At 71.2% G+C, this 21,393-nt stretch carries 23 protein-coding genes; 14 read left to right on the top strand and 9 right to left on the bottom strand.

Annotated features, from left to right (window positions below; genetic code table 11):
- Positions 1 to 39: 39 nt before the first annotated feature.
- Both C6N40_RS10340 and C6N40_RS10335 read right to left on the bottom strand, forming a co-directional pair.
- The gene (locus C6N40_RS10340) at positions 40 to 753 is read right to left on the bottom strand and encodes a YiaD family glycine zipper/OmpA-like lipoprotein (RefSeq protein ID WP_106990945.1); all 714 of its coding nucleotides are present in this window, start codon (positions 751 to 753) and stop codon (positions 40 to 42) included.
- Between the two features lie 101 nt (positions 754 to 854).
- Positions 855 to 1,418 (bottom strand): hypothetical protein, encoded by a 564-nt coding sequence (locus C6N40_RS10335; RefSeq protein ID WP_106990944.1) that lies wholly within the window; start codon positions 1,416 to 1,418, stop codon positions 855 to 857.
- 107 nt (positions 1,419 to 1,525) lie between these two features.
- On the opposite strand from C6N40_RS10335, the gene C6N40_RS10330 reads away from it, so the two are divergent.
- Complete coding sequence (locus C6N40_RS10330) at positions 1,526 to 2,509, top strand: VWA domain-containing protein (protein ID WP_106990943.1); 984 nt, start codon at positions 1,526 to 1,528, stop codon at positions 2,507 to 2,509.
- Between the two features lie 18 nt (positions 2,510 to 2,527).
- On the opposite strand, the gene folE is transcribed toward C6N40_RS10330, so the two are convergent.
- Genes folE through C6N40_RS10310 form a run of 4 tightly spaced genes read right to left on the bottom strand, consistent with a single transcriptional unit; the run spans position 2,528 to position 6,779 of the window.
- A complete protein-coding gene (gene folE / locus C6N40_RS10325) occupies positions 2,528 to 3,112 on the bottom strand; it encodes a GTP cyclohydrolase I FolE (RefSeq protein WP_106990942.1) in 585 nt (194 codons plus the stop codon).
- 46 nt (positions 3,113 to 3,158) lie between these two features.
- On the bottom strand, positions 3,159 to 4,391 hold the full coding sequence (locus tag C6N40_RS10320) for a TCR/Tet family MFS transporter (RefSeq protein WP_106990941.1): 1,233 nt from the start codon (positions 4,389 to 4,391) through the stop codon (positions 3,159 to 3,161).
- A gap of 8 nt (positions 4,392 to 4,399) precedes the next feature.
- Positions 4,400 to 5,572 carry a class I SAM-dependent rRNA methyltransferase gene (locus tag C6N40_RS10315; protein ID WP_106990940.1) on the bottom strand — a complete coding sequence of 391 codons (1,173 nt, stop codon included), beginning with the start codon at positions 5,570 to 5,572 and terminating at the stop codon, positions 4,400 to 4,402.
- A 40-nt stretch (positions 5,573 to 5,612) separates the two neighbouring features.
- Positions 5,613 to 6,779: a GGDEF domain-containing protein gene (locus C6N40_RS10310; protein WP_106990939.1), complete on the bottom strand. Its 1,167-nt coding sequence runs from the start codon at positions 6,777 to 6,779 to the stop codon at positions 5,613 to 5,615.
- A 299-nt stretch (positions 6,780 to 7,078) separates the two neighbouring features.
- Between C6N40_RS10310 and C6N40_RS10305 the strand changes: the two genes are divergently transcribed.
- The 5 genes from C6N40_RS10305 to C6N40_RS10285 all read left to right on the top strand — a co-directional run bounded on the left by C6N40_RS10305 (position 7,079) and on the right by C6N40_RS10285 (position 12,202).
- Positions 7,079 to 8,056: a TerC family protein gene (locus C6N40_RS10305; RefSeq protein ID WP_106990938.1), complete on the top strand. Its 978-nt coding sequence runs from the start codon at positions 7,079 to 7,081 to the stop codon at positions 8,054 to 8,056.
- 43 nt (positions 8,057 to 8,099) lie between these two features.
- Positions 8,100 to 8,870: a rhomboid family intramembrane serine protease gene (locus C6N40_RS10300; RefSeq protein WP_240183499.1), complete on the top strand. Its 771-nt coding sequence runs from the start codon at positions 8,100 to 8,102 to the stop codon at positions 8,868 to 8,870.
- Positions 8,871 to 8,951: 81 nt separating this feature from the next.
- Entirely contained in the window at positions 8,952 to 10,139 is a 1,188-nt protein-coding gene (locus C6N40_RS10295; RefSeq protein WP_106990936.1) for a GGDEF domain-containing protein, read from the top strand.
- A gap of 180 nt (positions 10,140 to 10,319) precedes the next feature.
- Positions 10,320 to 11,972: a M28 family peptidase gene (locus C6N40_RS10290; RefSeq protein ID WP_106990935.1), complete on the top strand. Its 1,653-nt coding sequence runs from the start codon at positions 10,320 to 10,322 to the stop codon at positions 11,970 to 11,972.
- Positions 11,969 to 12,202: a DUF2798 domain-containing protein gene (locus C6N40_RS10285; protein ID WP_205208594.1), complete on the top strand. Its 234-nt coding sequence runs from the start codon at positions 11,969 to 11,971 to the stop codon at positions 12,200 to 12,202. The genes C6N40_RS10290 and C6N40_RS10285 overlap by 4 nt, the downstream gene beginning before the upstream one ends.
- 18 nt (positions 12,203 to 12,220) lie before the next feature.
- Here the strand turns inward: C6N40_RS10285 and C6N40_RS10280 are convergent, their stop codons facing one another.
- On the bottom strand, positions 12,221 to 12,700 hold the full coding sequence (locus tag C6N40_RS10280) for an Lrp/AsnC family transcriptional regulator (RefSeq protein ID WP_106990934.1): 480 nt from the start codon (positions 12,698 to 12,700) through the stop codon (positions 12,221 to 12,223).
- Positions 12,701 to 12,822: 122 nt separating this feature from the next.
- Here C6N40_RS10280 and phhA point away from each other — a divergent pair, with 122 nt between their 5' ends.
- The gene (phhA, locus tag C6N40_RS10275) at positions 12,823 to 13,710 is read left to right on the top strand and encodes a phenylalanine 4-monooxygenase (protein ID WP_106990951.1); all 888 of its coding nucleotides are present in this window, start codon (positions 12,823 to 12,825) and stop codon (positions 13,708 to 13,710) included.
- On the opposite strand, the gene C6N40_RS10270 is transcribed toward phhA, so the two are convergent.
- A complete protein-coding gene (locus C6N40_RS10270; RefSeq protein WP_162782193.1) occupies positions 13,656 to 14,381 on the bottom strand; it encodes a DUF2306 domain-containing protein in 726 nt (241 codons plus the stop codon). The two genes, phhA and C6N40_RS10270, sit on opposite strands and share 55 nt — an antisense overlap.
- Before the next feature lie 142 nt (positions 14,382 to 14,523).
- Between C6N40_RS10270 and C6N40_RS10265 the strand changes: the two genes are divergently transcribed.
- Both C6N40_RS10265 and C6N40_RS10260 read left to right on the top strand, forming a co-directional pair.
- Positions 14,524 to 15,669 (top strand): sensor histidine kinase, encoded by a 1,146-nt coding sequence (locus C6N40_RS10265; protein ID WP_162782192.1) that lies wholly within the window; start codon positions 14,524 to 14,526, stop codon positions 15,667 to 15,669.
- Entirely contained in the window at positions 15,666 to 16,307 is a 642-nt protein-coding gene (locus tag C6N40_RS10260) for a response regulator (RefSeq protein ID WP_106990931.1), read from the top strand. The genes C6N40_RS10265 and C6N40_RS10260 overlap by 4 nt, the downstream gene beginning before the upstream one ends.
- Positions 16,308 to 16,351: 44 nt before the next feature.
- On the opposite strand, the gene C6N40_RS10255 is transcribed toward C6N40_RS10260, so the two are convergent.
- Complete coding sequence (locus tag C6N40_RS10255) at positions 16,352 to 17,587, bottom strand: MgtC/SapB family protein (protein WP_106990930.1); 1,236 nt, start codon at positions 17,585 to 17,587, stop codon at positions 16,352 to 16,354.
- A gap of 89 nt (positions 17,588 to 17,676) precedes the next feature.
- Between C6N40_RS10255 and C6N40_RS10250 the strand changes: the two genes are divergently transcribed.
- From C6N40_RS10250 to C6N40_RS10230, 5 genes are all read left to right on the top strand, one after another.
- Positions 17,677 to 18,690, top strand: coding sequence for a class 1 fructose-bisphosphatase (locus C6N40_RS10250; protein WP_106990929.1), 1,014 nt, complete (start codon positions 17,677 to 17,679; stop codon positions 18,688 to 18,690).
- On the top strand, positions 18,690 to 19,394 hold the full coding sequence (locus C6N40_RS10245; protein ID WP_106990928.1) for a 2OG-Fe(II) oxygenase: 705 nt from the start codon (positions 18,690 to 18,692) through the stop codon (positions 19,392 to 19,394). Before C6N40_RS10250 ends, C6N40_RS10245 begins: the two co-directional genes overlap by 1 nt.
- Positions 19,391 to 20,809: a cardiolipin synthase gene (gene cls, locus C6N40_RS10240; protein ID WP_106990927.1), complete on the top strand. Its 1,419-nt coding sequence runs from the start codon at positions 19,391 to 19,393 to the stop codon at positions 20,807 to 20,809. Before C6N40_RS10245 ends, cls begins: the two co-directional genes overlap by 4 nt.
- A gap of 62 nt (positions 20,810 to 20,871) precedes the next feature.
- Complete coding sequence (locus tag C6N40_RS10235; RefSeq protein ID WP_106990926.1) at positions 20,872 to 21,132, top strand: hypothetical protein; 261 nt, start codon at positions 20,872 to 20,874, stop codon at positions 21,130 to 21,132.
- 13 nt (positions 21,133 to 21,145) lie between these two features.
- Complete coding sequence (locus C6N40_RS10230; protein ID WP_106990925.1) at positions 21,146 to 21,388, top strand: GlsB/YeaQ/YmgE family stress response membrane protein; 243 nt, start codon at positions 21,146 to 21,148, stop codon at positions 21,386 to 21,388.
- The last annotated feature ends 5 nt before the right edge of the window (positions 21,389 to 21,393 follow it).

The raw sequence follows: 21,393 nt of genomic DNA, 5'->3' as shown, positions 1-21,393 counted from the left end.
ACTCTCCCCTCAGTTGGGAGAAGAACCTTCTTTTTGCCTTTACTGCTGGCGGATGGGAACGATGGTGAGCTCGACGCGGCGGTTCTCGGCGCGGCCGGCCTCGGTTTCGTTGCTGGCCACCGGGTGCATTTCGCCGGCACCGGTCACCATCAGGCGCTGGCCGCTGATGCCGCGGCTGATCAGGTAATCGGCCACCGCCTGGGCGCGCTGCTCGGACAGGCGCTGGTTGTAGGCCTCGCTGCCGACGCTGTCGGTGTGGCCAGCGACCTCGATGATCGTCTGGTCGTACTCGCGCAGGGTTTCGGCCACGCGGTCGAGCACGGAGTAGGCGCGCTGGTCGAGCCGGCTGGAGTTGAAGGCGAAGGTGATCGCCTCGGGCATGTCGAGCGTGATGTTGTCGCCCTCGCGCACCACGTCCACGCCGGTGCCGGCCATGCGCTCGCGCAGCGCCTTCTCCTGGTTGTCCTGGTAGCGGCCGATGGCACCGCCGGCCAGGCCGCCGACGCCGGCGCCGATCAGGGCGCGCTGGCGCCGCTCGGTGGCGTCGTCGCCGCTGAGCAGGCCGGCGACCGCGCCGACGGCGGCGCCGATCAGCGCGCCTTTCTGGGTGCGGCTCATGCCCTCGCGCTCGGGCTCCTGCTCCTCGTAGTCGCGCGGCGGAGCGGACGAATAGCCGCCGGTGGTTTCACAGCCGGCCAGCAGGGCCACCGAGACGGCGGTGGCAAACAACAGGTGGGATTTCCTGGTCTTCATGGCAGTCCTCCTCGGGGGTGGTGGCGTGCCCGGCCAAGGATGCGCCGGTCCGGGACACATTCCCAGCCCGGCCGGCATTTCCGTTCAGGAACGGCCTTCGGTCAGGCCGAGGCGGACTGGTTGTCGAGCACCAGCTGCGCGAGCCAGGGCTCGCCCTTCCCGGTGAGCTCGAGCGGCGTCATCTGCCAGCCGGTGAGCACCATGGCCTCGGCGATGGTGAATTCGAGCTGGGCCTTGGTGAACCTGCGCTCGCCGGCGATCACCGCCTCGAGCACGGCGCGGCCCGGCATCGGCGCCTCCATTTCGGCGGCCTTGGCCGCCTCCGCGGCACCCGGGTCGACGCCGCCGTGGCTGAGCAGCCACTCGATGCGGCGCTGGGCGTCGGACTGCGGATCCTGGCCGGCCGGCACGTCCGGCACGGCGGCGGCCAGCGACTTTTGCAGGGTGTTGAGCTGGCCCATCACCTTCATGCGCGCCAGGTTGGCGGCGTCGCGGGCGTGTTCGGCGTCTTCGACGTCCTGCTGCAGCCGCTGCTGGCGCGCCACCATCGCCGCCAGGTCCTTCTCGATCGCGTCCAGCATCACCAGCCATTGGCCGGCCTCGGCCGGCGAGGCGGCCACGATGGCTTCACGCAGGGAGGTCAGCTGGGCGCGGGGGTCGCTCATGGGCCCGATTATAGGCGCGCCCGGCCGCATGGCGAGCGTGGCCCGACCGACCCTGCTTTCTCCGTGTTCCAAGCCATCGCGGCCCGTCCGCCTTCCCGAGAACGCCCATGTCCCTGCGTCCTGCCCTGTCGCTGCTCGCCCTTTCGCTCGCCTTCGCCCTGCCGGCCGCCCAGGCCGGCGACCCCGCCGCGGACGGCGGCCAGGCCCTGCTCGTGCTCGACGCTTCGGGCTCGATGTGGGGCCAGATCGGCGGCCAGCCCAAGATCACCATCGCCCGCGAAGCCATCGACGCCATGCTCGCCGGCTGGCCGGGCGGCGACCTGGGCCTGATGGCCTACGGCCACCGCCGCAAGGGCGACTGCGCCGACATCGAGCTGCTCCAGCCCGTGGGCGCGTTCGACGCCGACGCCGTGCGCCGCCGGGTCGGCGCCCTGCAGCCGCGCGGCATGACGCCGATCACGGCCGCGGTGCGCCAGGCCGCCGAACACCTGAAGTTCACCGAGCAAAAGGCCACCGTCATCCTGGTCAGCGACGGCGAGGAAACCTGCTCGGCCGACCCCTGCGCGCTGGGCGAGGAGCTCGAGGCGCTGGGCGTGGACTTCACCGCCCACGTCGTGGGTTTCGACATCGAGGAAGGCAGCCGCGCCCAGGCCCAGCTGCAGTGCCTGGCCGCGAACACCGGGGGCCGCTACCTGGCCGCGCGCGATGCCGGCGAACTGGGCGACGCGCTGGGCGACCTGGCCGAAGCCGCGCCGGCCGCCCCGTCGCTCGCAGTGAAGTCGGCCGACGCCTGGATCCCCGGTTTCGTGCTCGAGGCCGACACCAGCGAAACCCTCGACGGCGAGGCCGGTGGCGCGACCACCGTGCACGAGTTCAGCGTCGACCAGGACGCGAAGGCCTGCCAGGCGATGTGCGAAGCCGACGCCGGCTGCCAGGCCTGGCACTACGAGCCCACCGGCAGCTACTTCGTGGAGTTCCCGCGCTGCCACCTCAAGGACGGCGTGTTCTCGATGCGCCTGCGCGAGGAAGGCGAGGGCTTCGTGGCCGGCGTGAAGCCCGGCGTGAAGCTCATCCGCGACGACGCGCCCTGAGCCGGCGCGCCCGGGGCCTCAGCGCCCCGGGCCGACGTCGATGAAGCGCAGGAACTCGGCGCGGGTGCGGGCGTCCTCGCGGAAGCTGCCGAGCATCTTCGAAGTGACCATGCTCACGCCGCGCTTGTGGATGCCGCGGGTGGTCATGCACTCGTGCGCGCCCTCGATCACCACGCCCACGCCGCGCGGCTGCAGCACGTCCTGGATGCAGCGGGCGATCTGCGCGGTCATCTTCTCCTGCACCTGGAAGCGGCGCGCATAGGCCTCGACCACGCGCGCGAGCTTGCTGATGCCCACCACCTTGCCCGACGGCAGGTAGCCGATGTGCGCCTTGCCGATGATCGGCGCCATGTGGTGCTCGCAGTGCGATTCGAACTCGATGTCGCGCAGCACGATCATCTCGTCGTAGCCCTCGACTTCCTCGAAGGTGCGCGCCAGGTAGGCGGTCGGATCCTCGCGGTAGCCGCGGAACCAGTCGCCATAGGCTTCGGCGACGCGGCGCGGGGTATCGAGCAGGCCTTCGCGGGCGGGATCCTCGCCGGCCCAGCGCAGCAGGGTGCGGACGGCTTCCTCGGCCTCGGCCTGGTTGACGGGCTTGCTCATGTCGGGCGCTCCTGAGGACAGGGCCCCATCCTACCCCCGCCGGGCGTCACGGCCGCGTGCGCGTCACCCGCCAGGCCAGCAGGCCGCCGATCGCCACCATCAGCGCCGCCAGCCAGAACGAGGCGCCGGCCATCGGCCCGCGCACTTCGTTGGCCGCCACCCAGGCCAGGCTCTGGGTGAAGAGCGTGGGGCCGGCGATGCCGGCGACCGAATTGAGGCTGCCGATGGCGCCCTGCAGCCGGCCCTGCTCCTGCGCCGAAACGCGCGAGGTCATCAGCGACTGGGTCGCCGGCCCGGCCACCGCCCACAGCGCCGCCACCGGCATCGCCGCCCAGAACCAGTAGCCGGTCGGCGCGGCCGCGTACATGGCGAAACCGATCGCGCCGGCCACGGCCCCGATCAGCACCGTGCGGCGGTCACCGAAGGTGCGGGCCACGCGGCCCACCAGGCCGCCCTGCACGATCACCGTCATCACGCCGACGATCAGCAGCGTCCAGCCCACCATCTCCAGGCCCCAGCCGAAGCGGTAGTCGGCGTAGAGCACGAAGGTGGTGGGGTAGACCAGGTGCGCCAGCGACATCAGGAAACTCACGCCGGCCAGGCCGAACAGCTCCGGGTGCCGCCGCAGCATGCGCAGCGAACCCAGGGGGTTGGCGCGGCGCCAGTCGAAGGGCGCGCGCCGCTCCGGCGGCAGCGACTCGGGCAGCACGAACCAGCCGTAGCAGAAGTTGGCCGCGCACAGGCCGGCCGCCACCCAGAACGGCAGGTGCAGGTCGACCGCGCCCAGCCAGGCACCCATCACCGGCGAGACGGTGAAGCCGATGCCGAAGGCCATGCCCAGGCGGCCGAACGCCGCCGAACGCTTCTCCGGCGGCGTGACGTCGGCGATGTAGGCGTTGGCGGTGCTGAAGCTGGCCGAGGTGGCGCCCGAGAGCAGGCGCGCGATGAACAGCAGCGGCAGCGTCTCGGCCAGCGCCATGATCAGGAAGTCGATGGCCAGGCCGGCGTTGGATACCAGGATCACCGGGCGGCGCCCGAAGCGGTCCGAGAGCGCGCCCTGCACCGGCTGGGCGATGAACTGCATCGCCATGAAGCCGGTGGCGAACAGGCCGTGCCAGAGCGTGGCGTCGGCGATCTCGCCGCCGGTGACCTTCTTGAGCAGGTGCGGCAGCACCGGGATGATCAGGCCGAAGGCCATCACGTCCACGAGCACGGTGACGAAGATGAAGACCAGTGCGGCGCGGCGCACTCGCATCGTCCCGGCGGCGGGGGCGTCCATCCGGGTCCTCAGAGCACGCGGCAGAACACCGCCTTGAGGTAGCGGCTTTCCTTCACGTGCGCCATGAAGGGATGGTCGCCGCCGGCGCCGGCCACCTTGAGCACCTGCACGGTGCGGCCGGCGTAGAAGGCCGCGCGCCGGACCATGTCGAGGAACTCCTCCTCGCTCACCAGGCCCGTGCACGAGCAGGTCAGCAGGATGCCGCCGGGGCGGACGACCTGCATGGCCAGCTTGTTCATGTCGTTGTACTTCTTCAGCGCCGGGATCACCTGGTCGCGGTCGCGGGTGAGCTTGGCCGGGTCGAGGATGACCACGTCCCACTGCTCGCCGCGCTGCTGGGCGTCGCGCAGGTAGGGGAAGAGGTCGGCCTGGGTGAACTTCACTCTGGCGTGGTTCAGGCGCGCGTTCTTCTCGGCGACCTCGAGGATCTCCTCGTCCAGGTCGATGCCGGTCACTTCGTCGGCGCCACCGCGGGCCTTGGCGTAGATGGCGAAGCCGCCCGAGTTGCAGCAGATGTCGAGCACGCGCTTGCCGGCGGTGAAGCGCGAGAGGAACTCGCGGTTGTCGCGCTGGTCGGCGAAGAAGCCGGTCTTGTGGCCGGAGCCGGGCGTGGCGCGGAACTTCAGGCCGTTCTCGGTGACGATGCTCGGCTCGGGCGCCGGCGGGGCGCGGAAGTCGAAGCTCTCCTGCTTCTGCACGTGCTCCTCAGCGAAGCTGTAGAAGCGGCAGCCGGGGAACTGCTCGCGCAGCGCGGCGTAGATCCACTCGCGGTGGCGGAAAGCGCCGGCCGAGAAGAACTCGACCACCAGCAGGTCGCCGTAGCGGTCCACCACCAGGCCCGACAGGCCGTCGCCCTCGGAATGCACCACGCGCCAGGCGTCGGTGCTCTCGTCCAGGCGCAGCACGTCGCGGCGCAGGGCCACGGCGTCGGCGATCCTGCGCATGAAGAAGGCTTCGTCGATGGCCTCGTCGCGGTCCTCGGTGAGCACGCGCAGGGCGATGCGCGAGTGGCCGTTGTAGAAGCCGCGGCCGACCCAGGCGCCGGTGTTGTCGGTGATGTCGACCACGCTGCCCGGGCGCGGCTTGGCGGCCGGCTTCTCGACCATCTTCTGGAAGATCCAGGGGTGGTTGGAGCGGCGCTCGATCTTGAGGCGGACGACGGGCAGGGCAGGGGTATCCATCCGTGGATTGTACCGGCGCCGGGCCGGCGCCGCCGCCGGCTCAGGGGGCGGGGGCCAGGCCCACGCGGTTGCCGCCGGCGCGCTTGGCGCCGTACATGGCGTGGTCGGCGCGCTGCATCAGCGCCTCCAGCGACTCGTCCGGCCCGGCCTCGGCCACGCCGATCGACAGGTCCACCGGCACTTCCTCGCCCCGGTAGAGGGCATGGGCCTCGCGCAGGGCGTCGCGCAGGCGCTCGGCCACGACCCGGGCGCCGGCCGCGTCGGTGCTGGGCAGCATGGCCACGAACTCGTCACCGCCCAGCCGGCCCAGCACGTCCTCGCCGCGCAGCACCCGGCGCGCGCGCTCGGCCAGGTGCCGGAGCACGGCGTCGCCGGCGGCATGGCCGAGGCTGTCGTTGACCTGCTTGAACTGGTCCATGTCCATCAGCAGCACCGCCAGCGGCCGGCGATAGCGGCGCGCCTCCGACAGCAGGCGGTGGCCGTTCTCGGCCAGGCCGCTTCGGGTCAGCACGCCGGTGAGCGGGTCGAGCGAGGCGAGCTTGCGCAGGTCCTCGTAGGCGCGCTCGGTGTGCATCAGCACGAAGCCCAGGCTCAGGAACACCACGCCGACGCAGGCGTAGGTCACCACCGCAAAGTCGGCCGGGCCCGCATCGAGCAGGTTCCCGGCCACGCGCGGCTCCAGCACGTGGGTGGTGAAGCGCCAGGCCAGGACCACGACGCCGAACGCCGCGAAGGCACCGGTCAGGCGCGCGGCGGTGAAGCCGCCGCGGCGGAAGGACGGCCGCAGGGCAAGGGCGATGGAGCCGACCAGCACCGCCGCACAGAGGGCGTTGACCACCACGCGGGCGCTGTAGTGCGGCCAGACCCCGGCGAAGAGCGCGATCAGCAGCACCGTCACGACGATCAGGAGCCAGTAGGCCAGGCGGCGCTCCGGCAAGCCCACGAAGCCGCGCATGGCGCGCGCCATCTCGGCGAAGCCCAGCAGCAACAGGCCATTGCCGACCGTCAGGGAGAAGACCTCGGGCAGGCTGCCCGTGGCCGCCAGCAGGCTCCAGGCCACCGGCTGCATCAGCAGGCCCACCGTCCACAGGCGCAGGTGGCGCCGGCGCTCGGGCGGGAAGCCTTGGGAGGCCTGGGCGAGCAGCAGCACGGTGAACAGGCTCAGCAGCACGCCCACCAGCATGATCGACTTCACGTCCAGATCCATGCATACCCCGGCCCTGCGGCCCGCGGCCGCCCGACCCTAGCCTAACCCGCCCCGCCTCCGGGAGTCGCGGGATTGACGCCATCGTAACGATCCATGGCAGACTCTGCGCCCCGAAGGGGAGTAGCTCCCGCCGCCGAGATCGTCATCACGGGCCAGGACCCACGTCCAAAGCCCCGGTCCGGCGGGCAGGTCCATGGCCTGCGAGCGAGACCTTCGCCCGCCCGCGGCGAAGGTCGTTCCGTGCAGGAACGTCGCGCCGTGGTTCGGTCGATCGTCCACCGCCCCCGGAGAGTCCCTGCTTGGAAACCATTGGCACCCCACTGATGTGGACCGTTTTTTCGGTCCTGGTCGTCGTCGCGCTCGCGGTCGACCTGCTCGTCCTGCGCCAGAACGGCCCGCACAAGGTCAGCACCCGCGAAGCGGTGATCTGGTCGGTCGCATGGATCGCGCTGGCCATGGTCTTCAACCTCGGCCTGTGGTGGTACCTGGCCGAGCGCCTGCCGGAGCCTGATGCCAACCGCATCGCGCTCGAGTTCCTCACCGGCTACCTGGTCGAGAAGGCGCTGGCGGTCGACAACATCTTCGTGTTCCTGATGCTGTTCACCTATTTCGGCGTGCCGGCGCAGTCGCAGCAGCGGGTGCTGATCCTGGGCGTGCTGGGCGCGATCGTGCTGCGCGGCATCCTGATCTTCGTCGGCGCCGCGCTGATCGCCCAGTTCCACTGGATCCTGTACATCTTCGGCGTGTTCCTGCTGGTCACCGGCGCCAAGATGCTCTGGGCCGCCGGCCAGGAGCCGGACATGGACAAGAACCCGGTGCTGCGCTGGATCACCGGCCACCTGCCGCTGGTGCGCCGCTACCACGGCGAGGCGCTGTGGCTGGGCAAGGGCAAGCGCCGCAAGTACACCCCGCTGTTCATCGTTCTGGTGATGATCGCCGTCACCGACGTGATCTTCGCGGTCGACTCGATCCCGGCCATCTTCGCCATCACCACCGACCCGTTCATCGTGCTTACCTCGAACGTGTTCGCGGTGCTGGGCCTGCGCGCGCTGTACTTCCTGCTGGCCGGCGCGGCCGAGAAGTTCCACCTGCTGGCCTACGGCCTGGCGCTGGTGCTGATCTTCATCGGCGCCAAGATGCTGCTGGTGGACATCTACAAGATCCCGGTGTCGATCTCGCTGGGCGTGGTGGCCGCCACCATTGCCACCTCCATGATCCTGAGCCTGTGGATCAAGCCGCGCCAGCCCAAGGACGTGATGCCCGGCGCCAGCGCCTGAGCCGGGCCTTGCGGGGGCCAGCGACGGCCCCCACCTGATGTCGATGGACAGCGATCGCGTTCAACACGCCGAGGCCGTGCGCGGCCACTTCCGCCGCGCCCTGCTGGCGTCGATGGCCTTCGTGGCGCTGCTGGGGGCGGTCTTCCACGCCGGGCCCTGGCTGGGCGACCTGCGCTTCCTGGCGCTGGTGCCGCTGGAGCCATCCGGCCTGGTCGGCGTGCTCACGGCGCCGCTGCTGCACGGTTCGGCCGGGCACTGGCTGGCCAACTCCACGGCGTTGCTGATCCTCGGCACCCTGCTCGGCACGGTCTACCCGCGCGCGGCGCTGCGGGCGCTGCCGCTGCTGTGGCTGCTGTCGGGCGCCATAACCTGGCTCATCGGCCGGCCGTCCTTCCACATCGGCGCCAGCGGCCTCACCCATGGCCTGATGTTCCTGCTGCTGTTCCTGGGCCTGCTCAGGCGCGACAAGGCGGCCATCGCCGCGGCCCTGATCGCCTTCTTCTTCTACGGCGGCATGTTGCTGACGGTGCTGCCGCGCGAACCCGGGGTGTCCTGGGAATACCACCTCGGCGGCGCCGTGGCCGGCGTGCTGGCGGCCTTCCTGTGGCGCCGGGCCGACCCGGAGCCCCCGCGCAAGCGCTACAGCTGGGAGGACGAGGAAGACGAGCCCGCGCCCGGCGACGAGGACGGCGAGTTCGCCCTGCCCCGCCCGGAGGAAGTGCCGGTGCTGTGGCAGCGGACGGATGAGCCGCGCGGCGTGGTGCTGCCGTTCCGGCCGCCGCGAAGGCCGCGTGAAGACGACCGGGGCGACTGAACACCCGCGACTTGCAGCCGCGGCCGCGGGGTGGAACCCTTGGCGCCACGACTGCTTCGCCACAGGGGGCGAGCCGGACCGATGACATGGTCGTTCGACATCCGGTCGGCGCTGTTGGTGGGCGCGATGCTGACGCTGCTGATCGGCATGCTGCTGGCAGTGGTGGCGCGCGCGATGCCGGCGGGTTTGCGGCCGGCGCTGAACTGGTGGGTCGCCGCCACCCTGCTGCAGCCCGCCGGCTTCGTGCTGCTGACCCAGCGCGACGCGCTTCCCGCCTGGATCACCATCGTGCTGGCCAATGCCCTGATCGCGATGGCGTTCGTGGCCTATGCGGTGGCGCTCAGGCGCTTCTTCAGCCTGCGGCCACGGGCGGGCCTGCTGACGGCGATGCTCGGGCTGGCGGTCGCGGTGTCGGTGTACTGGGGCCTGGTGCAGCCCGACCTGACCCGCAGGCTGATCGCCATCTCGGTTGTCCTGGCCTGGTTGCTGGGCTACAGCGCCTGGACGCTATATCGCAACCCCGACTCGCACGGGCTGGTGCGGCACGTGGCCGGCGGCGCCTTCGCGTTTTCCGCCCTCATCATGGCCTACCGTGCGGTGGCCCTGGTGTTCGAGCCCGGCCAGGTGACGACGATCTTCCAGCTCACCCACGTGCAGCTGCTCACCTACGCCATCGGCGGCATCCTGCCGGTGGTGGCGACGGTGGGTTTCCTGCTGCTTTGCACCGACCGCAGCCAGCGCGAACTCGAGCGGGCCGCGCGACTGGACTACCTCACCGATGTCTACAACCGGCGCGCGATCGAAGAGCTGGGCACGCGCGCGATCGCGGCGGCGCGGCGGCATGGGATGTCGCTGTCGCTGCTGGTGGTGGACCTGGACCACTTCAAGCACATCAACGACGAGCTCGGCCATGCCGCCGGGGACCTGGCGCTGGTGCGCGCGGTCGCGCGCATCCGCGAGGCGCTGCGCGCCGAGGACCTGCTCGGGCGCCTGGGCGGCGAGGAGTTCATCGTGCTCATGCCCAGCACCGACGGCGCCAGCGCCTCCGCCGCGGCCGAGCGCATCCGCGAGTCCTTCTCCGCGCAGCCACTCGACCTCGATGGCCGCAAGCGCACGGTGACGCTGTCGATCGGCGTGGCGGTGCTGGCGCCGGCCGACCGGCACTTCTCGCAGCTGCTGCAGCGGGCCGACCGGGCCATGTACTCCGCCAAGCACGCCGGCCGCGACCTCGTCGTGGCCGACCCCATGAGCGGCTGGGACGCCAGCTAGCCGAAAGGCNCGGCCGCGACCTCGTCGTGGCCGACCCCATGAGCGGCTGGGACGCCAGCTAGCCGAAAGGCTGGGGACAGGTACATTTTTTCCCGCGTGAAGGCCTGCCTGCAGTCCTTCACGCGGGAAAAAATGTACCTGTCCCCATGCTAACGTCGGGCGTCCTTTCGGAGCCTGTCCATGAAGCACGTGTTCGTCCTGCTCGCCGTGTCCCTGCTGGTGGCCTGTGGCCGCGGGGCCACGCCCCTGCCCGATGCCGCGCCCGCTGCGATCGAGGCGCCGGCCGGCGGCGAGCGCCGCATCGAGGCCGACGTGGCCTTCCTGGCCGACGACCTGCTCGAGGGTCGCGCAGCCGGCACGCGGGGCTACGACGTGGCGGCGCTGTACGTGGCCAACCGCTACCGCGCCCTGGGCCTGCAGCCGGGCGGCGACGCCGGCAGCTATTTCCAGGCCGTGCCCCTGGTCGAGGGCCGGCGCCAGCGCGAGGGCGCCGGCTTCGTGGTCCGGCGCGAGGGTGGCGAGCTGGTGTTCGCCTTCCAGGACGACTTCCTGCCGGGCATCAACTTCAACGCCGGCACGCATGCGGTGACCGCGCCGCTGGTCTTCGTGGGCCAGGCGGTGCACGCGCCCGAGCTCGACCACGACGACTTCGCGGGCGTGGACGTGCGCGGCAAGATCGCCGTGTATTTCTCCGGCGCGCCGTCGACGTTCCCCAACACCCAGCGCGCCTTCCACGCCTCCGGCCGCCAGAAGATGGAAGCACTGGTGGCGCGCGGGGCGGTGGGCGCGGTCACCCTGGGCAACCCGGTGGACGAAGCCAAGTACCCGTGGGCTCGCGGCGCGCGCAACTGGGAGATGCCGGGCATGCGGCTGGTCGATGAAACCGGCGCGCCGATCGACGCCTATCCGCAGATCCGCGCCACCGCCAGCCTGGGCGTGCACGCCGCGCGGCGCCTGTTCGAAGGCGCACCGATGGATGCCGAGGAAGTATTCGCGCGGCGCGAGGCCGGCACGCTCGAATCCTTCGACCTGCCCGGGCAGGCGACGCTGTCGGGCGCGACCTCGCTGGTCCGGCTCGAGAGCCGCAACGTGGTGGGCCTGCTGCCGGGCAGCGACCCGGCGCTGGCGGCCGAGCACGTGGTGTTCACCGCCCACCTCGACCACGTCGGCATCGGCGCCGAGGTGGACGGCGACGGCATCTACAACGGCGCCTTCGACAACGCCCTGGGCACCGCGGTGATGCTCGAGGCCGCCCACCAGCTGCTCGCCGGCCCCGCGCCGCGCCGCTCGCTGCTGTTCGTGGCGGTCACGGCCGAGGAGCGCGGCCTGCTGGGCGCGGAGTACTTCGTCACGCGCCCGACCGTGCAGGGCCCGCTGGTGGCCAACATCAACATGGACATGCCGGTGTTGCTCACCGACGTCACCGACGTGGTGCCGATCGGCATCGAGCACAGCAGCCTGGAAACCGACGTGCAGGTGGCCGCCGCGGGCCTGGGCATCGTGCTCACGCCGGACCCGAAGCCGGAGGAAGTGGTGTTCGTGCGCTCCGACCAGTACGCCTTCGTGCGCCAGGGCATCCCGGCCGTGTACCTCGACGCCGGCATCAAGGCGCGTTCGCCGGAGATCGATGCGCTGGCGCTGTACGAGGATTTCCTCACCGGCCACTACCACCAGCCGAGCGACCAGGCCTCGCTGCCCGTCCACTACCCGAGCGCCACGCGCCTGGCCCGCCTCAACGCCGCCATCGGCCGCCGCGTCGGCGATGCCGATGCGCGCCCGCGCTGGAAGGAGGGCGACTTCTTCGGCCGCACCTTCGGCGGACAGGCGCCGTGAGCCCGCGGCTCTCGCCACGCCAGGCGGGGCTGCTGTTCGCGTTCATCATGTCGCTGCTTATGGCCGGCATCATGTCCGGCATCATCACGGCGGTGAACCGCGGCGTCGGCGCCGGCTACCTCCTGGCCTGGGCCCGCAGCTTCGCCATCGCCTGGCCCATCGCCTTCCCGCTGATCCTCGTGCTTTCACCGCGGGTGCGGGCTTTCGTCGAGTTCGTCGCCCGCCGGTGAAGCGATGGGTCGGTTCCCCTAGCCGAGGTGGCCCAGCGGCAGGCCGCGCGCCTGCTTGACGGTGCGCAGCACGAAGCTCGAATTCACGTCGGCCACGCCGCTGGCATTGAGCAGGTGGTCGAGCAGAAAACGCGAGAAGTGCTCGAGGTCCTGCACGACCACGTGCAGCAGGTAGTCCATCTCGCCGGTCAGGGCATGGCAGGCCACCACTTCGTCCCAGCGGTTCACGCGGCTGGTGAAGGTCGCCACCACGTCGGCGTCGTGCCTGGCCAGCTGCACGCGAACGAAAGCCTGCAGGCCCAGGCCCAGCTTCGCCGGATCGATCAGGGCCGTGTAGCCGGCCAGCACCCCGGTCTGCTCGAGCCGCTGCACGCGGCGCAGGCAGGCCGAGGGCGAGAGCTTCACCCGCTCGGCGAGGTCGGCGTTGCTCAGCCGGCCCTCGCGCTGGAGTTCGGCCAGGATGGCCAGGTCGGTGCGGTCGAGGCGTGGAGAGTCCATATTCCTGCATAACCCGGCGTTTCTACGCAATTATCTTGCGCCTGTTTAGCCAGTATGCGCAACAACGCAAGCCGATTGCGCCAGCCCGCCGCTAGACTGGTGCGCAAGGTATGGAGGCCCCGATGAACCAGCCCAAGCGCGTCGAACACCAGCTCACCGACAAAGGCTATGTGCCGGTCTACACCACCGCCGTGGTCGAGCAGCCCTGGGGCGACTACAGCGCCACCGACCACGAGGTCTGGGCCACCCTGTTCCGGCGCCAGCGCGAGATCCTGCCCGGCCGCGCCAGCCGCGAATTCCTGGCCCAGCAGGAAGCGATGGGCATGTCGCCCGACCGCATCCCGAAGTTCGACGAGCTCAACCCGGTGCTGCGCAAGGCCACCGGCTGGGAGCTGATCGGCGTCGAGGGCCTGCTGCCCGAACTCACTTTTTTCGAGCACCTGGCCAACCGCCGCTTCCCGGTGACCTGGTGGATCCGCAAGCCCGAGCAGCTCGACTACCTGAGCGAGCCGGACCTTTTCCACGACCTGTTCGGCCACGTGCCGCTGCTGATGAACCCGGTGTTCGCCGACTACATGGCCGCCTACGGCCGCGGCGGCGTCAAGGCGCACGCCATCGGCCCCGAGGCGCTGGTGAACCTGACGCGCCTGTACTGGTACACGGTGGAATTCGGCCTGATCCGGGAAGACGACGGCCTGCGCATCTACGGCAGCGGCATCGTCAGCTCCAAGGGCGAATCCATCCACTGCCTGGAGTCGGCCGCGCCCAACCGCATCGGTTTCGACCTCGAGCGCATCATGCGCACGCGCTACCGCATCGACACCTACCAGAAGACGTATTTCGTCATCGACAGCTACGAGCAGCTGATGGAGGCGACGCGGCCGGACTTCACGCCGATCTACGCCCGCCTGGCCGGCCAGCCGAGTTCCCCGGCCGGCAGCGTGCAGCCGGGTGATCAGGTGTTCAACCGCGGCACCGGCGAAGGCTGGCTCGACGACGGCGACGTCTGAGGCGCCCCCGCCGGGCGTCCGTACTTGCGGCCCAGCCACCAGGCCGCCACCAGCGAGCCGGCCAGCGGCGTGAACCAGGCGAACTGCTGCAACAGCACCGGGTCCACGCCCGGCAGCAGGCTGCGCAGGCCAATGCCGAAGAAGGCGATGTGCGTGGCCACGCCGTTGCCGATCATCGCGCCGTAGTGCTCCTTGAGCCACCACTTCGGATCCGTGGCCGAACGCCGCCAGCTGCGCAGCGCGCCGATGCCGGCGAACACGCCGACGCCACCGAACACCTGCAGCAGCACCGCACCCGTCTGCAGGCCCAGCGCGATGATCGCCAGACCGCTGCCGGCGGTGAGCGCGGCGGCGAACCAGTACATCGGCCCGAAGAAGGCGCGACGGTCGCGACGGTCGCGGATGGCGCGCCAGGCCGCCCAGGTCGCATTGCCCACCAGCACCAGCAGGTAGGTGAGGAAGAGCGCGCCCACCGGCTGGCCGCGCGCGATCACCTGCAGCACCAGCGGGATGCCGGTGAGGATGATGGCCAGCATGGCCAGCAGGTAGACCTGGCCGACGCGGCGGTGCAGGGGCGTGCCCTTCTTCACCAGGCCGGCGGTCCAGAACGTGGCCAGGGCCACCGTGCCGGCGGCGATGTGCAGGATCAGGGGCAGCTTGCTCGGGTCCATGCGGGTCCTCCTTCGTGTGCCGCCAGTCTCACGGCGGCGCCGCGCGCGCTCAGGTGCCGGCGGTCATCGGCTCCGGGTGCCGGAAGTCACTTTCTTCGCGCCGGGCCTTGAGCAGCCCGCGCCCGCGGCCCAAGCTGGCGCCATGGAAGCCTTCGCCAGACGACTGTTCACGCCGCTCAACCTCGCCGGCCTGCTCACCTGGGCCGCGATCGGCTGGGAAGTGGTGGTGCTGGGCACGGGCACGCCGGCCTGGCGCGAACAACCCGCGCCGGCGGCCTGGCTGGCGGCGCTGCACCTGGCCTACCTGGGCTTCTTCGCCTGCGTGCTCGGGCACGAGGAGACGGCGTCGCCGCCGGCGCGCCTGCGCCTGTTCGTGCTCGCGCAGTACGGGCTGGTGTTCGCGCTGATGATGCTGGCGCGCAGTTCGACGCTGCCGATCCTGCTGATCCTGTGCGCCATCCAGGTCATCCACCTCTGGGCGCCGCGGCCGGCCGCGGTGCTGCTGCTGGTCGTTAACCTGGGCCTGTACGTCATCTACGCGGAGGTCTGGCGGTTTTCGTCGCCGGCCATCGGCGTGCTGATGGTGGCCTGTTTCCAGGCCTTCGCCGCCTCGGCGGCCTGGTTCGGCATCAGCGCCGAACGCGCCCGCGCCGAGCTGGCCGCGACCAACGCCGAGCTGCTGGCCACCCGCTCGCTGCTGGCCGAAAGCGCGCGCGACGGCGAGCGCCTGCGGCTCTCGCGCGAGCTGCACGACGTGGCCGGGCACAAGCTCACCGCGCTCAAGCTCAACCTCGCCGCGCTGGCGCGCGACCCGCGCCACGCGAACGAGGCGCCGGTGGCCCTGTGCGCGCGCCTGGCCGACGAACTGCTGGCCGACATCCGCGGCGTGGTGCAGCAGATGCGCGCCGACGAAGGCCTCGAGCTCGCGCCGGCGATCGCCGCGCTGGCCTCGCCCTTCCCGCGGCCGCGCCTGCACCTGCAGATCGACGAGGACGCACGCGTGGGCTCGCTGGCCCAGGCCGAGGCGCTGCTGCGAACGGTGCAGGAAGGCCTGACCAATGCCGCGCGGCATTCCCAGGCCGGCAACCTGTGGGTGGTGCTGCGGCGCGAGGCCGGCGGCCTGCGCCTGGACATCCGCGACGACGGCCGCGGCCGCGGCGAGCTCAGGCCCGGCAACGGCCTGGACGGCATGCGCGAGCGGCTGGAGGCCGCCGGCGGCGGCCTGGACGTGCGCCGCACCGACACCGGCGGCGTGCACCTGCAGGCCTGGCTGCCGGAGGCGGCATGAGCACGCAACCGATCCGCGTCGCGCTGGCCGACGACCAGGCCCTGGTGCGCAGCGGCCTGACCGCGCTGCTCAAGGATTTCCCGGGGATCGCCCTGGTGGCCGAGGCCGGCGATGGCCAGGCCCTGCTCGATGCCATCGCCGGCAGCCCGGTCGACGTGGTCCTTTCCGACATCCGCATGCCCGGCCTGGACGGTTTCGGCCTGGTGCGCGCGCTGCGCGAGCGCGGCGACACGACGCCCGTGGTGCTGCTGACCACCTTCGACGACGACACGCTGCCGCTGGCGGCGGCCGAAGCCGGTGCGCAGGGATTCCTGCTCAAGGACGCCTCGCCCGAGGACCTGGCGGAGGCGATCACCCGCGTCGCCGCCGGCGAAACCCTGCTCGCGCCGGTGCCCACCGACCCGGTGCGTGCCCGCTACGCCTATCGCGACCAGAGCGAACCGACCGACACCTTCAACGAGCGCGAGGTCGCCATCCTGCGCCTGATCGCGGGCGGCTACTCCAACCGCGAAATCGCCAAGGCCGTGTTCCTGTCGGAAGGCACGGTGAAGAACTACGTCTCCGAGATCCTCGACAAGCTCGGCACCCGCGACCGCACCCGCGCGGTGCTGAAAGCCATCACCCTCAGGATCATCTGAACCATTTGAACGAGGTTGGATGAAACCAACCTGGTTCAATGGGCTCAGGTGAGCAGGACGGCACCGGCGGTGGCCGCGACCATCGTGGCCAGCCCCAGGCCCACGCGCCAGCCGTAGGCCGCGCCGCCGCTGGCGAAGGCCACCACCGTCTTGGCCAGCGAACTGGCCGCCAGCAGGCCCACGAAGGCCCAGCGCGCCTGCGCCACGTCGAAGGTGCCCGACTGCCAGAGCTTGGCGACGGTGGCCGCCGCGGCGTGCAGCTCGGCCAGGGCCGCCACGACCGCGGCCACCATCGCGCCGCGCGGGCCGAGCCAGGCGTTGAGCGCGGCGGCCGCGAACAGCACCACGGTGATGATCGCGGCGAAGGCGAGGGCATGGCGGAAGCGGAACATGCGGCTCTCGGCGGTCGGTGGCGGCGTCGGGTCGCCATCCGGCCGCAGGCCCAGCAGGCCGCTGGCCAGCAGCACGCCGCCGGCCACGGCCAGTTCGCGGGCCAGTTCCGACAGCAGGCCCGGCGACACCGCCAGCAGCACCGGCACGAACAGGCTCACCGAGGCCAGGTTGGCCAGCAGCGCCGCGCCGACGGCGGCCGAGCGCAGGCCCGGCGCCTCGCGCGCGCGCTGGCCGAAGCCCGCCACGGCGGCGGTCGAAGACACATAGCCGGCGAAGAAGCCCGCCACCGCCAGGCCCCAGCGGTTGCCGACCAGACGCAGGGCGATGTGGCCGGCGGTGCTGATCGCCATCACCAGCACCACCAGCAGCCACAGCACCCGCGGGTTGAAGACGTCCCAGGGGCCGATGGACCGGTCCGGCAGCAGCGGCAGCACGACCAGGGCCGAGGCCAGCAGCACCAGGCCGTCGCGCACTTCGGCCTCGCTGACCCGCTCGCGGGCCAGCCGGTGCAGCGGCGCCTTCAGGTAGACCAGGGCCGCCACCACCACGCCCAGGCCGGCCGCCAGCGCCGGCAGGCCCACGGCGAGGCCGCCGAGCAGGCAGGTGAGCACCAGGGTGATTTCGCCGGTCAGGCCCGGGTCCTCGGCCTGGCTCTGGCGGTAGCTCATCGCCGAGAACACGCCCACCAGGGCCAGCACCACCGCGAAGACCACCGGGTCGAGCCACAGGGCCACCGCGCCGGCAAGGGCCGCCAGCGCATGGGTGCGCAGGCCGGCCGAGGTGGGGCGCTCGGGGTGGCGCCGTTCGCGCACCGCGCCCACCAGCAGGCCCACGCCCAGGGCGGTTCCCAGCGGCAGCAGCGGCAGTTCCGTTGGCATCGTGAGCATGGCTGATTGTGGCGCAAACGGCGGCCATGCTTGCAAGCCCGGCGCGGGCGGGGACAATGCCCGGGTCCGCCGCCATCCCCTGGAACGCCATGAAGCCCATTTCGCTCACCCGCTACCTGATCGAGGAACAACACGCCGGCCGCATCAATGCCGACCTGCGCCTGCTGATCGAGGTGGTCGCCCGTGCCTGCAAGTCGATCTCGATCGCCATCGGCAAGGGCGCGCTGGGCGGCGTGCTGGGCGACGCCGGCACCGGCAACATCCAGGGCGAGGCGCAGAAGAAGCTCGACGTGCTGAGCAACGACATCCTGCTCGAGGCCAATGCCTGGGGCGGCCACCTGGCCGGCCTGGCCTCGGAGGAAATGGACCACAGCCAGCCGATCCCCGACGCCGCGCGCCGCGGCAACTACCTGCTGCTGTTCGATCCGCTCGACGGCAGCTCGAACATCGACGTCAACATCTCGGTCGGCACCATCTTCTCGGTGCTGCGCTGCCCCGACGGCGTCACCACGCCCGGCGACGAGCACTTCCTGCAGCCGGGCACCACCCAGGTCTGCGCCGGCTACACCACCTACGGGCCGAGCACGATGCTGGTGCTCACCGTCGGCCATGGCACCCACGTGTTCACGCTCGACCGCGAGGTCGGCACCTTCATGATGACGCGCCGCGACGTGCAGGTGCCCGCGGACACGAAGGAATTCGCGGTCAACATGTCCAACCAGCGCTTCTGGGAGCCGCCCATGCAGCGCTACGTGGCCGACCTGCTCAAGGGCAAGGAAGGCCCCCGCGGCAAGGACTTCAACATGCGCTGGGTGGCCTCGATGGTGGCCGACGTGCACCGCATCATCACCCGCGGCGGCATCTTCAGTTATCCGCTCGACGAGAAGTGCCGCGAGAAGGGCGGCAAGCTGCGCCTGATGTACGAAGCCAACCCCATGGCCTTCATCATCGAGCAGGCCGGCGGCGCGGCCAGCACGGGCCGCCAGCGCATGCTCGAGGTGCAGCCGACCGGCCTGCACCAGCGCGTGCCGGTGTTCCTGGGCTCGCGCAACGAGGTGGCCGAGGCGGTGCGCTACCACGAACAGTTCGACCGCGAAGGCTGATGGCCAGCGATGACCTGATCGAGGTCTTCGAAGGCGCCGTTCCGGCGGATGCCTGCGCGGCGATCATCCGGCGCTTCGAGGCCAGCGGCCAGGACCAGCCGGGCCTGGTCGGTGGCGGGCTCTACCCCGAGCTCAAGCACAGCCGCGACATCAGCATCAGCGGCGTCGAGGCCTGGCGCGACGTCGAGGCGGCGCTCACCCAGGCCGTGCTCGCCTGCCTGGCCAGGTACATCCGCCGCTACCCCTACACACTGATCGCGCCGCTGATGCTCGAGCACGGCGAGCCCGGCCGGCGCCGGCGCCTGGACGCCGAGGCCCTGGCCACCCTCGACGACGCCGCGCTCGACGGCATCATCAAGACCATCTTCCGGCCGGGGCGGGTGAACCTGCAGCGCTACCGCGCCGGCGAAGGCGGCTACCCGTACTGGCACTGCGAGCTGTACCCGCGCGACCCGGGCTGCGACACCCTGCACCGGCACCTGCTGTGGACGATCTACCTCAACGACGGCTTCCAGGCCGGTGAAACCGAGTTCTTCCACCAGCAGCGCAAGGTGCCGCCGCGCACCGGCAGCCTGCTGATCGCGCCGGCCGGCTTCACCCACACCCACCGCGGCAACCGCCCGGAAGGCGGCGACAAGTACATCGCCACCAGCTGGGTGCTGTTCAACCGCGCCGAGCAGATCTTCGGCAAGCCGGCCGCATGATCGACGCCGGCGCCTGGTGGCCCGAACTCAAGCCGTGGCTGATCGGCACCTGGGCGCTCTATATCCTGGTGCTGGCCGGCTGGATCGTGCTGCAAAAGCGCGAGCCGATCGCCACCCTGAGCTGGCTGCTGTCGCTGGCGGCGCTGCCGGTGGTGGGGCTCGTCGTCTACCACTTCCTCGGGCCGCAGCGCATCGTGCGGCACCGGCGCCGTCGCCACCTCTCGCGCAACAGCGTGGGCGAGTCGCTGCCGGCCGACCTGCACCCCAGCGAGGACTGCGCCACGGTCGCGCGCCTGGCGCAGTCGGCCACGGGCTACGCGCCCTGCGCGGCGTCCGACGCCCGCCTGCTGGTCGGCGGCGAGGCCACGTTCGAGGCGCTGCTGGCGGCGATCGCCGGGGCCACGCACCACATCCACGTCGAGTACTACATCTTCGACCCGGACCGCACCGGCACCCGCCTGCGCGACGCGCTGGTGGCCAGGGCGCGCGAGGGCGTGCGCGTGCGCGTGCTGCTCGACGCCTTCGGCTCAGGGCGCCTGCGCCGGCGCTTCCTGGCGCCGCTGCAGGAAGCCGGCGTCGAACTGGCCTGGTTCCACCCGGTGCGCCTGCGCTTCATCTGGCGTCCGCGCATCAACCTGCGCAACCACCGCAAGATCGTCGTCGTCGACGGTGCCGTCGGCTTCACCGGCGGCATCAACGTCACCGACGACGAGAACGAGGCGATCAACCCGCGCGCCTTCCACGACCTGCACCTCCGGCTCGAAGGCGGCATCGTGCGCTGGCTGCAGCTGGCCTTCCTGGAGGACTGGCACTACGCCACCGGCGTGGCCCTGCGCGATGCGCGGCTGTGGCCGGAGCCGCCGGAAGGCCGGCTCGTGGCCCAGGCGCTGCCGGCCGGGCCCGATTCGCCCTGGGAACCGATCCACCGAGTGAAGGTCGAGGCGATCCACCAGGCCAACCATCGCGTGTGGCTGGTGACGCCCTACTTCGTGCCGGGCGAGGCCGCGCGCATGGCCCTGACCTCGGCGGCGCTGCGCGGCCTGGACGTGCGCGTGCTGGTGCCGGCGCGCAGCGACTCGCTGCTGGTTAGCGCGGCCGCGCGTTCGTACTACGACGAGCTGCTGGCGGCCGGCGTGCGCGTGTTCGAATACCAGCCGCGCATGCTGCACAGCAAGGCCCTGCTGGTGGACGACGACACCTGCATCATCGGCAGCGCCAATTTCGACCACCGCAGCTTCCGGCTCAACTTCGAGCTCAGCGTGTTGCTGCACGACGGCAGCCTGGCGGGCGAACTCGAACGCGAGATCGAGGCCACGCTGACGCACTGCCGCGAGGTGCGCGCCGACGACCCGCCCGGGCCGGCCTGGCGGCGCCTGGGCGATGCCTGCGCCCGCCTGCTCTCCCCCCTGCTCTGAGCCGGCAGGCTGGACTGGCGGCCGGCTTGGGCTAAACTCCGGCCAAACCCGCGAGGTGACGCATGTACTGGCTCTACCTGCTTGGATCGATCGCCTGCCTGGGCCTGGCCATGCACCGGTCCATGCCGACGCTGGGCGTGCTGGTGCTGCTGGCCGGCTCGCTGGGCCTGATGGTCGCCTTCCTGCTGGGCTGGCTGCATTCACGCATTTCCAGCAGCTCGCGCGACGCCGCCCACATCATGAGTGCCGAAGAGCTGAGGCAGCTGCGCGAGCAGGCCGAGGCACGCAAGTCGAGCCGGGGCGAGTTCCCCGGCAACCCCTGAGAGCGGAGGCGACATGGACCTGATCATTTTCCTGATCATCGGTGCACTGGCCGGCTGGCTGGCCGGCCTGGTGATGAAGGGCCGTGGTTTCGGCGTGCTCATCAACATGGTGGTCGGCGTGCTCGGCGCCTTCCTCGGCGGCTGGCTGCTGCCGCGGCTCGGCGTAAACCTCGGCGGCGAGTTCAGCGGCTTCATCACCGCCTTCATCGGCGCGGTGATCCTGCTGGGCATCATCGGCCTGATCAAGAAGGCCTGATCCGC

Source organism: Arenimonas caeni (assembly GCF_003024235.1).
Taxonomy (GTDB): Bacteria; Pseudomonadota; Gammaproteobacteria; order Xanthomonadales; family Xanthomonadaceae; genus Arenimonas; species Arenimonas caeni.
Note: the sequence above shows the minus strand (reverse complement) of the source record. Positions and strands in the feature narration are given on the sequence as shown.

What these genes read in the sequence shown, in the direction of transcription:
- C6N40_RS10340 (WP_106990945.1), bottom strand. Translation starts at nt 753, where the DNA reads ATGAAGACCAGGAAATCCCACCTGTTGTTTGCCACCGCCGTCTCGGTG.
- C6N40_RS10335 (WP_106990944.1), bottom strand. Translation starts at nt 1,418, where the DNA reads ATGAGCGACCCCCGCGCCCAGCTGACCTCCCTGCGTGAAGCCATCGTG.
- C6N40_RS10330 (WP_106990943.1), top strand. Translation starts at nt 1,526, where the DNA reads ATGTCCCTGCGTCCTGCCCTGTCGCTGCTCGCCCTTTCGCTCGCCTTC.
- folE (WP_106990942.1), bottom strand. Translation starts at nt 3,112, where the DNA reads ATGAGCAAGCCCGTCAACCAGGCCGAGGCCGAGGAAGCCGTCCGCACC.
- C6N40_RS10320 (WP_106990941.1), bottom strand. Translation starts at nt 4,391, where the DNA reads ATGGACGCCCCCGCCGCCGGGACGATGCGAGTGCGCCGCGCCGCACTG.
- C6N40_RS10315 (WP_106990940.1), bottom strand. Translation starts at nt 5,572, where the DNA reads ATGGATACCCCTGCCCTGCCCGTCGTCCGCCTCAAGATCGAGCGCCGC.
- C6N40_RS10310 (WP_106990939.1), bottom strand. Translation starts at nt 6,779, where the DNA reads ATGGATCTGGACGTGAAGTCGATCATGCTGGTGGGCGTGCTGCTGAGC.
- C6N40_RS10300 (WP_240183499.1), top strand. Translation starts at nt 8,100, where the DNA reads ATGGACAGCGATCGCGTTCAACACGCCGAGGCCGTGCGCGGCCACTTC.
- C6N40_RS10295 (WP_106990936.1), top strand. Translation starts at nt 8,952, where the DNA reads ATGACATGGTCGTTCGACATCCGGTCGGCGCTGTTGGTGGGCGCGATG.
- C6N40_RS10290 (WP_106990935.1), top strand. Translation starts at nt 10,320, where the DNA reads ATGAAGCACGTGTTCGTCCTGCTCGCCGTGTCCCTGCTGGTGGCCTGT.
- C6N40_RS10280 (WP_106990934.1), bottom strand. Translation starts at nt 12,700, where the DNA reads ATGGACTCTCCACGCCTCGACCGCACCGACCTGGCCATCCTGGCCGAA.
- phhA (WP_106990951.1), top strand. Translation starts at nt 12,823, where the DNA reads ATGAACCAGCCCAAGCGCGTCGAACACCAGCTCACCGACAAAGGCTAT.
- C6N40_RS10270 (WP_162782193.1), bottom strand. Translation starts at nt 14,381, where the DNA reads ATGGACCCGAGCAAGCTGCCCCTGATCCTGCACATCGCCGCCGGCACG.
- C6N40_RS10265 (WP_162782192.1), top strand. Translation starts at nt 14,524, where the DNA reads ATGGAAGCCTTCGCCAGACGACTGTTCACGCCGCTCAACCTCGCCGGC.
- C6N40_RS10260 (WP_106990931.1), top strand. Translation starts at nt 15,666, where the DNA reads ATGAGCACGCAACCGATCCGCGTCGCGCTGGCCGACGACCAGGCCCTG.
- C6N40_RS10255 (WP_106990930.1), bottom strand. Translation starts at nt 17,587, where the DNA reads ATGCTCACGATGCCAACGGAACTGCCGCTGCTGCCGCTGGGAACCGCC.
- C6N40_RS10250 (WP_106990929.1), top strand. Translation starts at nt 17,677, where the DNA reads ATGAAGCCCATTTCGCTCACCCGCTACCTGATCGAGGAACAACACGCC.
- C6N40_RS10245 (WP_106990928.1), top strand. Translation starts at nt 18,690, where the DNA reads ATGGCCAGCGATGACCTGATCGAGGTCTTCGAAGGCGCCGTTCCGGCG.
- cls (WP_106990927.1), top strand. Translation starts at nt 19,391, where the DNA reads ATGATCGACGCCGGCGCCTGGTGGCCCGAACTCAAGCCGTGGCTGATC.
- C6N40_RS10235 (WP_106990926.1), top strand. Translation starts at nt 20,872, where the DNA reads ATGTACTGGCTCTACCTGCTTGGATCGATCGCCTGCCTGGGCCTGGCC.
- C6N40_RS10230 (WP_106990925.1), top strand. Translation starts at nt 21,146, where the DNA reads ATGGACCTGATCATTTTCCTGATCATCGGTGCACTGGCCGGCTGGCTG.